The 12,011-nt window shown below is 71.1% G+C and carries 7 protein-coding genes; 6 read left to right on the top strand and 1 reads right to left on the bottom strand.

The features are described from left to right. Positions 1-49 precede the first annotated feature (49 nt). Complete coding sequence (locus ABH933_RS32225; protein ID WP_215916920.1) at positions 50-940, top strand: PAC2 family protein; 891 nt, start codon at positions 50-52, stop codon at positions 938-940. A 62-nt stretch (positions 941-1,002) separates the two neighbouring features. Here ABH933_RS32225 and ABH933_RS32220 read toward each other — a convergent pair whose 3' ends face one another. Then, positions 1,003-1,380, bottom strand: a complete 378-nt coding sequence (locus ABH933_RS32220; protein ID WP_308166500.1) for a hypothetical protein — start codon at positions 1,378-1,380, stop codon at positions 1,003-1,005. A 340-nt stretch (positions 1,381-1,720) separates the two neighbouring features. Here ABH933_RS32220 and ABH933_RS32215 point away from each other — a divergent pair, with 340 nt between their 5' ends. The 5 genes from ABH933_RS32215 to ABH933_RS32195 all read left to right on the top strand — a co-directional run bounded on the left by ABH933_RS32215 (position 1,721) and on the right by ABH933_RS32195 (position 11,901). Then, positions 1,721-2,860 (top strand): XRE family transcriptional regulator, encoded by a 1,140-nt coding sequence (locus ABH933_RS32215; RefSeq protein WP_429423455.1) that lies wholly within the window; start codon positions 1,721-1,723, stop codon positions 2,858-2,860. Positions 2,861-2,898: 38 nt separating this feature from the next. Then, positions 2,899-3,729: a DUF2127 domain-containing protein gene (locus ABH933_RS32210; RefSeq protein WP_429423454.1), complete on the top strand. Its 831-nt coding sequence runs from the start codon at positions 2,899-2,901 to the stop codon at positions 3,727-3,729. A gap of 285 nt (positions 3,730-4,014) precedes the next feature. Then, positions 4,015-5,595: a TIGR02677 family protein gene (locus tag ABH933_RS32205; RefSeq protein WP_429423491.1), complete on the top strand. Its 1,581-nt coding sequence runs from the start codon at positions 4,015-4,017 to the stop codon at positions 5,593-5,595. Then, the gene (locus tag ABH933_RS32200) at positions 5,595-7,139 is read left to right on the top strand and encodes a TIGR02678 family protein (RefSeq protein ID WP_429423490.1); all 1,545 of its coding nucleotides are present in this window, start codon (positions 5,595-5,597) and stop codon (positions 7,137-7,139) included. Before ABH933_RS32205 ends, ABH933_RS32200 begins: the two co-directional genes overlap by 1 nt. 157 nt (positions 7,140-7,296) lie before the next feature. Continuing rightward, positions 7,297-11,901, top strand: a complete 4,605-nt coding sequence (locus ABH933_RS32195) for an SbcC/MukB-like Walker B domain-containing protein (protein ID WP_429423453.1) — start codon at positions 7,297-7,299, stop codon at positions 11,899-11,901. Positions 11,902-12,011 lie beyond the last annotated feature (110 nt).

Raw genomic sequence — 12,011 nt, 5'->3', positions numbered from 1 at the left:
CGAGCAATATGCCGTGAAAGGCAGGGCCTCTACGCCGTAGGCTGGCCGGGTGAACGCCAGTGCATCACCCGATCCGGACCTGCCGACGCTGCGCGATCCGGTGCTCGTGGCCGCCTTCGAAGGCTGGAACGACGCCGCGGACGCAGCGAGCGGCGCCGTCGAGCATCTGGAGCTGATCTGGGACGCCGAACCCCTCGCCGAGCTCGATTCCGAGGACTATTACGACTATCAGGTGAACCGTCCGACGGTGCGCCAGGTGGACGGGGTCACCCGCGAGATCCAGTGGCCCGCCACGACGCTGTCGGTTTGCTCGCCCCCCGGTAGCGATCGCGATGTGGTGCTACTACACGGGATCGAGCCCAATATGCGCTGGCGCAGCTTCTGCGACGACATCCTGGAGCTCGTCGAGCAGCTGCACATCACCACCGTCGTCATCCTCGGCGCGCTGCTCGCGGACACGCCGCACACCCGTCCCGTCCCGGTCACCGGCACCGCCTACAACAAGGAGGCGGCCGAGCAGTTCAACCTGGAGCAGACCCGCTACGAGGGCCCGACCGGCATCACCGGCGTGCTGCAGGACGCGTGCGTGCGCGCGGGTGTGCCCGCGGTCTCGTTCTGGGCCGCGGTGCCGCACTACGTGTCGCAACCCCCGAATCCGAAGGCCACCATCGCCCTGCTGCATCGCGTCGAGGAGGTCCTGGACATCGAGGTCCCGCTCGGCGAGCTACCCGCCCAGTCCGAGGATTGGGAATCGGCCGTGGACGAGATGACCGCCGGTGACGAGGAGGTCAGCGACTACGTGCGCTCGCTCGAGGAGCGCGGCGACGCCGCGGTGGATCTCAACGAGGCGATGTCCAAGATCGACGGCGACGCCATCGCCGCGGAGTTCGAGAAGTACCTGCGCCGCCGGGGCGGTCCCGCGGCCGGGTTCGGCATGTAGTACTGCGAAACTCCCTGGCCCCGCGGCGATTTCCGCCCGGGGCCACGGGCGATCCGGCGCGATCAGACCTCGGTGGTCGCGATCAGCGCCAGGTCGTCGGTCTCGGCGTCCGGCAGAATCTGCGGCACCTGGGAACGATGGTCGACCGTCCACAATCGGGCCTCGGCATCCTCCGCCAGCTTCGCGATCAGGATGTCGCGCGGAATCGTCTGGCCTGCCAGATGATCCAGCGACGGCACCACCACGTGGTGCGCGTCGGCACGCTTGAGCTCGGCGGTCAACTCCGCGAACGCGGTGCCGTCGCCGGTAGTCGATTCATGGAACGTCGCGGCGAAACACATTCCGGCGGACGCCGCGAGGCTGCACATGGCGTCCTCGAGCTCCTGGGAGTGGCCGTCGGCCAGTTCGTCACGCACATACCCATAGATCAACGCTTCCACCCGAACCTCCATTGGATCTGGATAAGAATTCGCTGTTCTGTTGTCGGATACCCGCCTGCGGCGGGGTACTGCTGGGACGAGGTACTGCCGTTGCGACCGGACACCGCTGATCCGCGGTACCGAAGGGCCTTCGGAGCTTCCTGTATAGAGCATGCATCATCTACAAATGCAATTACAGATGTCAATCCACTGACATCGAGATGCCCTATCCGGGCCATCTTGCGTTAACTAGGGGGATACTACATAGGTGGCCGCTGGTGACGATCGACCCGTCTGGGCAGTCAGGATGCGTTCCGAGCGCGACGCGAGGGGGTGGTCACAAACCGAGGCGGTACGGGCGATGCGCGCCAAATCCTCGCACACCCTGCCGACGGACAGCACCCTGCTACGCAACTGGCGCCGATGGGAATCGGGCGAGTCCCGGCCGGACGAGTTCTACGCGCCGATCATCGCCGCCGCCTTCGACACCGTCACCGCCGCGTTCTTTCCCAAGGCCCGGCCCAATCGCGACGACGAGCTGCTGTCGTCCACGGGGATGGACACTCTGGAATTCCTCGGCCGGCTGCGCATGTCCGACGTCTCCTCGGCCACCCTGGAAGCCATCCGCATCACCGCCGAGCGGCTGTGCTGCGAATACTCCTGCGCCGATCCGCACGACCTGCACGCCGAGGGCACGGCCTGGCTACGCCGCATCACTTCCCTACTGGACGGTCGACTTACGTTGGCGCAGCATCGCGAGGTGCTCGTGCTGGCGGGCTGGGTCGCACTACTGGTCGGCTGCGCCGACTACGACCTGGGCCGCCGCACCGCGGCCGAGGCCACCCGCCGCGCCGCGCTATCGCTGGGCCGCGAGGCCGAGCACGCCGAGATCCTCGGCTGGGGCGCGGAAATGGCGGCATGGTTCGCGCTCACCCAGGGCAACTACCGCGGCGCCATCGACGCCGCCGATGCCGCCGTGGCGACCACCCAGCAGCTCGGCGTCGGTGTACTGCTGGCCGCCCAGCAGGCCAAGGGCTGGGCGCGGATCGGCGACCGGTCGGCGATGGAGGCCGCGCTGCGCCGCGGTCGCGCCATCCTGGACCGCCTCGACCATCCGGCCAATCTGGACAACCACTTCGTGGTCGATCCGCAGAAGTTCGACTTCTACGCCATGGACTGCTGCCGCACCATCGGCGAGGACAGCCTCGCGGAAAGCCATGCGCGCCAAGTGATCCAGACGTCCACCGGGCCCTGCGGGACGGTCCTGAAACCGATGCGCGTCTCCGAGGCTCAGCTCACCCTGGCCGTCGTGGCGGTGCGCCGGCGAGATCTGGATCTGGCCGTCGACGAGGGCCTACGCGCGTTCTCCGGCACGCGCCGGTCGCTGCCGTCGCTGATGTGGATCGCCGGGGAGACCGCGCGGGAGATGATCGAGCGCTATCCCGACGACCCGCGCACCCACAACTATCTGGATCAGCTCCGCTGCCTGACCACAAACTGATTCGCCCGCGCGAACGCGACAATTGCTACCCTCCTGCGATGGACTTCAGTCTGCGGACCTGCTCGTGGCGGGGGCATGCCACCTACGCGCCCGACGAGACCGAACTTGCCCGCCGCCTTCATGTTTCGACTCCCGCCGGGACCGCCTGGCGGTGCCTGCGCTGCGGCGACTTCGTCGTCGGCGAGCCGCGCGGGCGTGGCCCCGCCGACGAGGCGCCCGAGGTGCCGCGCGGGCGGCTGCTGCGGGACCGATTCATCATGCGACTGCTGGCCGTCGAGCGGATCTTCCGCGGAGTGCTGTTCGTCGCGCTGGCCGCCGGGGTGTTCCAGGTGCGCCGCTCGCAGACCAAACTGCACGAATCGTTCGACAAGGAAATGCCGCTCATCCGGCCGATCACCGACCAGCTGGGATGGAACCCGGACAATTCGAAGATCGTGCACTTCATCGAGGAGGGCTGGAAGCTCTCCCCGACCGTGCTCACCCTGATCGCGGCCGGGTTGCTCGCCTACGCCATCATCGAGTTCATCGAGGCAATCGGGCTGTGGCTGGCGCAGCGCTGGGGTGAATACTTCGCCGTCATCGCCACCGCCATCTTCCTGCCGCTGGAGATCTACGAGCTCACCGAGAAGATCACCGTGCTGCGCGCGGGCATGCTGGCGATCAACATCGTCGCGGTGCTGTGGCTGCTGTGGTCCAAGCGACTGTTCGGCCTGAACGGCGGCGGACGGGCCTATCACGCCGAGCACAACGAGGAGAGCCTGCTCACGGTCGAGCGCTCCGCGGTCGCCGTCGGAACCGGTGCGGCCGAGGGCGGGCCGGACGAGCCGACGGTGCGCATGTCGCACGCGCCGCAGCGAAGCGGCCGCTAGGCGCCGGGAGTCCCGGCACGCCCCGCGCGGCGCGCCGACGCCCGGGCACCGCGTAGCGCGCCTCGGGTTCGGTACTACCCTGTCCCGGTGACCGAGTCCGCTGAAGGATTGCTGCCCGCCGCCGCGCCCGCGGTCGACACGGGTTCCCTCGCGGCCGCACCCGGGGTCCCCCCGGATACCACGCGCGCGGCCGGACCGGACGCTCTTTTCGATGATTCCGCCATCCCGCGGGGCCGAGTTGTCTTCGCCCCCGCGGGAATCGACGCCCTCGCGGTCGAGGACCGCCTGCGGCTGTTCGGTTTCGCCACGGCCGAGAAGCGCGGTGAATACCTGTGGGTGCTGCGCGCGTTCGACCAGGCTCGCGCCGCCTATGTGGTGCTGCTGCACGCCAGCGACGTCGCCGACGCCCTGGCCCGGTTCTCCGACGCGCCGCGGCTGTCCGCCCTCGAGGTCGGACCGCTGCTCGAACAGCTGCACCAGTGGGGCGTGCTGGAGCGTAGCTACGACGGCACCCGCGCGGCGACGCTCGCCGAATATCGCAACCGGCACTTCGTCTACCAGTTCTCCCAGGGCGGATACCACGCCTACCGAGCGGTCACCGAGGTGCTGGGCGCGCGGCTGGACGAGGCGGCCCTCTCGCGCCTGGTGCTGCCCGAGCTGCTGGCCGATCTGCAGGCGCTGGCGCAGGCCAACCGCGCCCGCGATGCCGAGCGGGTCTACCGCATCCTCAAACGGCTCGACACCACGCTCTCGGAGCTGGCCGACCGGGCCGCGCACTTCTACCTGACGCTCGGAGACCTGGTGCGCACCACGGAGGCGACACCGGAATCGTTTCTCGCGCACAAGGATGCGCTGCTGGCGCACATGCGCGAGTTCAGCATGGATCTGGCGCGGTTCGCCCCGCGGCTTGCCGCCGCGATCGCCGAGGTGCAGGACACCGGCGTCGAGGAGATGATCGCGCGAGCCGCGGCGTGCGACGAGCGCGTCCTGCTGAGCGTCGCCGATCGCGAGGACGACTGGCGAGACCGCTGGCGCGGGCTGCGCGGGTGGTTCGTCGGCACTGCCGCCGACATCGGTTCGGGCGAAGGCAAATCCGGTGCGGCCGACGGTCCGGCCGGAACCGAGGCCGAGCGGCTCCGGGATGCGACGATGAGTGCCATCGCCGCGGTGCTCTCGCTGCTGCGCCGGGTCACCGAGACGCGCAAGGGCGGGGTGAGCCGGGAGTCGGCGCTGCGGCATCTGGCCGGGTGGTTCACCGCGACGCCGTCGGCCGAGGCGGCGCACGCGCTGTTCGACGCGGTCTTCGGGCTGAGCCGCCCCCGCCACCTGTCCATGGAACATCCGGACGCTGATGTCGTTCCGGCGATCCGATCGTGGTGGGACGCACCGCCGTTGGAGATCGCGCGCACCCTGGCGGAGACCGGCCGCCCGCCCTCGCCGGGGGCGCCCTCGCGCATCTCGCGCAACGATGCGGGCATCCGGCGGCTGCGCCAGGCCCAGCTGGACGCGCAGCGCGCGCGGGCCGCCGCGGCCCAGTCCCTGGCCGCCGCCGACGTGCACGAGCGGATCCTGGACGAGGGCGAGACCGAGGTGCTGCTGCGGCTGCTCGACGCCGCCTCGACCGCCTGGGTGCCCGTCAGCGGACGCAGCGGGACCACCGGATCCGAGAGCGGGGTCACCCTGACCGTGCGCGAGCATCCGGGGTCGACGGTCGTGCGGACCTCGCGGGGCCTGTTGCATCTCAACGGGCGGCGCCTCGAGGTGCGCGAGAACGGCCGTGCGCGTACGCCTTCCGCAGGAGGGCGACCGACAGCGCGAGGCGGGGCGGCCGGCGCGGCGACGCCCGGGGCGGGAGAACAGTCGTGATCCACGCACGCTCGATCGATTCGCTTGTGCTGGACAGCTATCAGCGCGCGGCGCGGGTGATTCTGTCCAATCACCTTGTCACGCGGACGTATCCGGATCGCATCGCGCTACCGCTGATGCGGCGCTGGGCCACCGAGCTGCGCGAGGATCTGGCCGAGCTCTTCGGGTATCGGCTCGAGGTCACCGAGACCACCGCGCGGCTGTTTCCCGTGCTGGACCGGCTCGATCCCGGCCGCCCGGCGCGCACGCCCGCCGAGCGCGTCTTCGACCGCCGTCGCTACGCCTACCTCGCGCTCGCGCTGGCAGCGCTGGGTCGTGCCGGGGACCAGATCACACTGTCGGAGCTGGCGGACCGGGTGGCGTCCTACGCGACCCGGGTGGACGGGCTCGAACTCTCCACGGACCGGGCCGCGGATCGGGACGCCTTCGTCGACGCGGTGGCCTGGCTGGGCGCGCGCGGCGCGCTGACGCTGGCCGACGGCGACGCGGGCGGCTGGGCGGCGGATCCCGAGGCCGGCGAGGCGCTGTACGACATCGACCGGACCGTGGTGCTCGCGCTGTTCCGGCCGCCGCGGGCGCTGCAGCATCTACAGAGCGTGCAGGGACTGCTGGGCGGCGAATCCGAGGGCGGCGCGGGCCGTTTCGCGCCACAGACCCGCGCCGCGGCGGCCCGGCGGGTGCGCCGCGCGCTGGTCGAGCGGCCCGTGGTGTACGCCGGCGAGCTCACCGGTGAGGAGCGGGCGCAACTGGCCACCGAGAAAATCGTGGCCGAGGTGGAGCTGCTCACCGGCCTGCGTGCCGAGCGCCGCGCCGAGGGCGTAGCGCTCATCGACACCTCGGGCCGCTTCTCGGACATCCGATTCCCCGGGACCGGGACCCTGGCCCAGGTGGCGCTGCTGCTGGTCGGCGAGATCGCGGATCTGGTGCTGGACATCGACCACCCTGTCGAGCGCCGCCCGCGGCCCGAGCCGGGTACGGCCCTGGCGGCCGCGCTCGACGAGGCGATCCCGGGGTCGACGGTCTTCGCGCCCCTGGTCGTGCCGCCGGATTTCGATGTCCCCGAGGACGATTCGCCCGATCCGGACGAGCCGCACGACGTGGTGGAGAACGGCTACCCGATCATCCCCATGGCATGGATCCGCGAGACCGTCCAGGCCCTCACCGACCGCTACGGGTCCACCTTCGCCGCCCAGTGGCAGGCCGACGTCCCCGGCCTCACCCGCGAGGTGCTGTCCCTGCTCGAACGCCTGCGCCTGCTCGAGCGCTACGTCGTGCCGGAGCCGGCAACCGAATCCGCGGTCGCAGCCGCGGAATCCGAATCGGCGGTCCACGAATCCGAGCCCGTACCAACAGAATCCGACGAGACACCGACCGTCACGGCTGTTGCACCTCTCACCCCCGGGGACGACGCCCTGCTGATCCTGCCCGCCCTCGCCCGCTACCGCGGCGCGGTCGTCACCGTACGCACGCGGGCGGAATCCGAACTCTTCGCCTCGGCAACCGCACTCGGCGACCACGCCGCTGCCTCCGGGGCCGCGACATGACCGCCCGGTGCGTACGGACGGTTCGGGGCCGGTTCGGCGTCCGGGGACTGCGCCGCATTCCGAATCCCCGTCAGCGTTCGGGGCCTTCCCGGGCTCGGCGCGCACGGGGCGCGCCGGCCCGCGGGCGGCAGATCCACTCAGCACAGAAGGGGAGTTGATGGAGCTCATACACGGTGGAGTTCGGTTCGTGCCGACGCGCGCGGGCATCATCAACCTCTGGGACTACCGCGATCAGGAATTCTGCTTCGCCGACGGGCGGCTGGTGCTGCGCGGGCCGAACGGCTCGGGTAAGACCAAGGGCCTCGAGGTGCTGTTCCCGTTCGTGTTCGACGGGCGGATCGAGCCGCGCCGGCTCAACCCGTTCGCCGGTGAAGAACGCACGATGAAGTCGAATCTGCTGTACCGCAAGCAGGAATCGGCGTACTCGTACGTGTGGATGGAGTTCGCGCGCGGGCGCTGGGACGATCCCGAGATCGTCACCGTCGGCATCGGCATGCGCGCCACCCGCTCCTCGGACAAGGTGACCCGCTGGTATTTCGTCGCCGACGGCCGTGTGGGCGTGGACTTCTCGCTCATCGGACCGGACGATCGGCCGTTCACCCGCAAACAGCTCGCGGAGCAGATCGGCACCGACGCCATCACCGACCGGCCGGTGGACTACCGCGCGGCCATCGACGCGCGCATGTTCGGCCTGGGCCTGCAGCGCTACGACCAGCTGATCAATCTCATTCTGACGCTGCGCCGCCCGCAGCTGGCCAAGAACCTCGATCCGCGCGGCCTCTCGCAGGCGCTCACCGACGGCCTGCGTCCGCTGGACGAGCAACTGATCCTGGACGCCGCCCGCTCATTCAGCGATATGGAGGAGGTGGGGCGCACCCTCGAGGGCCTGGTCCAGGCCGACACCGCCACCCGCACCTTCGTGGACGTGTATCGCAAATACCTTGCGGTACAGGCAAAGAGCGATGTCGAGCAGGTGCGCGGACGCCTGGACGCGGTCACCCACTCGAGCACCGCCCTGTTCGCGGCCACCGCGCTGCGCGAGCGCCGCGAGAGCGGTCGAGCCGACGCCGAGGCGCGCGCGGAGGCCGCCGACCGCGCCTACGAACAGGCCCTCACCGACCGCGAAACCCTGCAGCGCTCCAGCGCATACGAGGGTAAGCAGCAGCTCGACGACCTGGCGGACGCGGTCAGGCGCCTCGAGACCTCCGCCGCGGTACACCGCGACAAGGCCACCAAGGCCCAGCAGGCCGTGGACCAGCGCGGCGCGGAGGCCGAACGGGCCCGCACCGCGGTCGAATCCGCGGCCGCGGCCCTCTCGCGCGGCGAGGACGAGCTGCGCGCGGCCGCCGAGGAAGCCGGGATCGCCTGGTCGGCGCTGCCGGAATCCGCACGCGCGGAACATCTGACGACGACCGTGCGCAGTCATGCCGAGGAACGCGATGCCGACGTGCGCGCGGTCCGCCAGGCGCTGACGCTGGTCGACACCGCCGCCGCCGACCGGACCCGCACCGAGCGCGCCGCCCAGCGCGCGGGCGAGCAACGCGACACCGCCGCCGCCGACTTGGCCCGCGCCGAGGGCGCGGTCACCCTGGCCCGCTCCAAAACCGCTGCGGCGCTGCGAGAATGGTGGAATACCCACGGCCGCGCATGGCGCGAGAGCGACGACGAGGCCGCCGGGAACTCCCCGGCCGGACTGTTCGCCGCGCTCGATGCCGCCCTGAGCCGGGCGGGCGCCGATGATGCGCCCACCCTGCCCGAGGTCCTGGCCGAACACACCGAACCGCTCACCGACGCGATCCACGCCCGACGCCAGACCGCGCTCGCCGCCGCCGAGCAGGCCACCACCCGGACCTCCGCGCTGCGCGCGGAGCGGGACCGGGTCGCCGCCGAAAAGGACGACGCCCCACCGCCGTTCTCCGCCCGCACCGGCCCCCGCGACGCCCACCCGGGCGCACCGCTGTGGCGCCTGGTGCGCTTTGCCGACGACGTCTCCCCCGAGCACGCCGCCGGGATCGAGTCCGCCCTGCAGGCGGCCGATCTGCTTGACGGCTGGGTCTGCACCGGGGCCGAACTGCCGCCACATGATTCGGATCAGTTCCTCGTCCCGCTGCCTCCCGAGCTGCGTCCGGCGGGGCGCACTCTCGCTGACGTGCTTGTCGTAGAGGATGATTCGGATGCCCTGACCGTTCCTCGCGAGACCGTCCGCGGCGTACTCGCCTCCATCGCGCTGGCGGACGCAGTCACCCGCGGCGATACGTCGACACCAGGGACCCCCACTCGTCGATCGCCTGGCGGAGCAGCGCAGAACACGTCGGCGACGCCCGGCGACAGCGGGATCACACGCGCCGACAACGCGACGACGCCCGGTGATGCCGCGACCCGGCCCGACGGCAACGCGACCACACCCGAGAACAACGCCACCGCACTCGGCGGCACTGCGACCACGCGCGCCGACAACGCCGCCGCGCCAGGCGGTTGTACCGCCCCGTCGGCAACGGGAACGGACGTACTCGGAGTCGACGGTGCGACCTCCGGCTCGTCCCGTGCGCAGACCGGCCACTCGCGCGCGGCCGGCGCCCGCACCGCCGGTGACCCGGTGCTCATGACGGCCGGCACCGTCGATGGAATAGCGTCCGCCTCGATCACGATCGCCGCCGATGGCCGCTACCGGCAGGGCGTGCAGCTGGGCCGCCACACCAAGCCGCACGCCGAATTCATCGGCGCCACCGCCCGCGCCCGGCGCCGCGAGCTTCGGCTGGCCGAGCTCGCCGAGGCGATCGAGGCCGCCGAGCAGGCCCGGCACGACGCGGTCGGCGAGCAGGAGGCCGCGACCGCCGAGCTCGCCCGAATCACCGCTGCGGGCAAGGCATTGCCGCGCACCCATGCAGTCACCGCGGCCTTGCGCGCGGTGTCCGAGGCCGCGGGCATGCTGCGCTCGCGCGCGGAGGGCGCGACTCAGGCCGAGCGAGATCTGGATCAGGCGGTGAGCGAATTCACCGCCGCCGACAAGAAGGTCCGGGCGGTCGCGGCCGCCCACAACGTCCCGCGCGATGCGGCCGAGCTCGACGCCCTGGCCGCCGCCATCCGGCACTTCGAGAACACCGGCACCGCACTGCTGCGGCTGCGCGGGGACCATCAGCGCGACCACGAACGCGCGCGCGAGACCGACGATCGTCTTGCCGAATCGCGAGATCTGGCCGAGGCATTCGCCGAGGAGGCCGAGTCCGCGCGCGCCGGGTACGAGGAGCAGTTGCGCAAGCTCGAGACGCTGCGGGAGGCCCTCGGCGCCGGGGCCGCCGACATCGACCGCGAGCTCGATCAGGCGCGCGAGCGGATCGAGGCCGCGCGCGCCGAGCAGAAGGCCGCGCGCCGGGCGGCGGCCGAGGCGATCGAGGGCGTGGGCACCGCCGAGGGCGCCTTCCGGGCCGCGCACGACGCGCTGGGCACGGCATTGACCGAACTGCTCTCCGATGTCAAACATCTCGCGCCCTACGCCCGACCGGATCTGCTGAGCCTGCTCGGTGCGCCGCCCGAGGGCCGCTGGCCCAGCAGCGAAGCCGCGTGGTCCACCGCCGAGCAACTGCTCTACCGCATCGAGACCGGCGGCCCGGAGATGGAGCTGCGCGTGCTCCCGGATGAGGTACAGATGCTGTTCGACAACCTTTCCGCCGCAACGTCTTCGGTGCGGGCGGGCGAGGCGGCCCGCAAGTCCACGCGCAGCGCGGTGACCGCGGCGCTGCAGGAGTTCGACGCCGCCCTGGCCGCGGCCCGCCAGGACTACCGGCTGCAGTGGGACGCCGCCGACGGCCTGACCGTGGTCCAGGTGCACGACGATCAGGGCGTCGCGGCCCTGGCCGACTTCGCGGGGCGCATCGCCGCGGCTCGCTCGGATCAGGAGCTGCTGCTGACCGACGCCGAGCGCCGGATCCTCGAGGACGCGCTGCTGACGGGCCTGGCCCAGCAGATCCACGAACGCACCTGCGACGCACGCGATCTCATCGCCCGCATGGGCACCGAGATGAAGCAGCGCCGCATGTCCTCGGGCAACACCATCGGCGTGCACTGGGTGCTGGCGGACAATCTGCCCGAGTCGGCGCGCGCGGTGTGCAAGCTGCTGGACCGCGACGCGTCGGAGCTGGGCCCGGACGAGCTGGCCACCATCCGCGCTCATTTCGCCGCCGAGATCCGCTCCGCGCGCGCCGCGCACCCCGAGCGCTCGTATCCGGAAATCCTGGCCACCACACTCGACTACCGCACCTGGCGAATCTTCTCGTTCACGCTGATCACCGGCGACGGCAACGAGGACCGCCTCACCGTGGCCCGGCACAGCGCGCTGTCCGGCGGCGAGCAGTCCGTCTCGTTGCATCTGCCGCTGTTCGCCGCCGCCCACGTGATGCTCGATTCGGCCGATCCACAGGCGCCGCGGCTGCTCGCGCTCGACGAGGCGTTCGCCGGCGTCGACGACAACGGCCGCAGCGAATTGCTGGGCCTGTCGGTCGATTTCGATCTGGATCTGTTCATGACCGGCTACGACCTGTGGATCACCTACGACCACGTGCCTGCCTGCGCGCACTACGACCTGGCGCACTCGGCGGCCGAGAACACCGTCAGCGCAACGCTTCTGGTGTGGGATTCGCGCGACCTGCTGGCCGAGCACGACGGTTCGGACCTGACCACAGCCCTGGGCTCGCCGAACCGCCGCCGCATCGCGCACACGGTCGAGGGGGCCATAACGCTGGACGAAGCGCTGGCCACCCCCTAGTCCCACTGCCGGCCGTCTTCTCGGTCCCCGCAATTCCGGCGTGCTGTCCACCGTCGTACGGCCGCCTCGGCCGGAATCCGCTGGTTCGCTGAGGATCCCGACCCGAGCAT

The organism is Nocardia sp. GP40 (assembly GCF_050434125.1).
In the GTDB taxonomy this organism is placed as follows: Bacteria; Actinomycetota; Actinomycetes; order Mycobacteriales; family Mycobacteriaceae; genus Nocardia; species Nocardia albiluteola.
The sequence above is the reverse complement of the archived record's forward strand: the minus strand, read 5'-3'. Positions and strand labels throughout refer to the sequence as shown.

What these genes read in the sequence shown, in the direction of transcription:
- ABH933_RS32195 (WP_429423453.1), top strand. Translation starts at nt 7,297, where the DNA reads ATGGAGCTCATACACGGTGGAGTTCGGTTCGTGCCGACGCGCGCGGGC.
- ABH933_RS32215 (WP_429423455.1), top strand. Translation starts at nt 1,721, where the DNA reads ATGCGCGCCAAATCCTCGCACACCCTGCCGACGGACAGCACCCTGCTA.
- ABH933_RS32210 (WP_429423454.1), top strand. Translation starts at nt 2,899, where the DNA reads ATGGACTTCAGTCTGCGGACCTGCTCGTGGCGGGGGCATGCCACCTAC.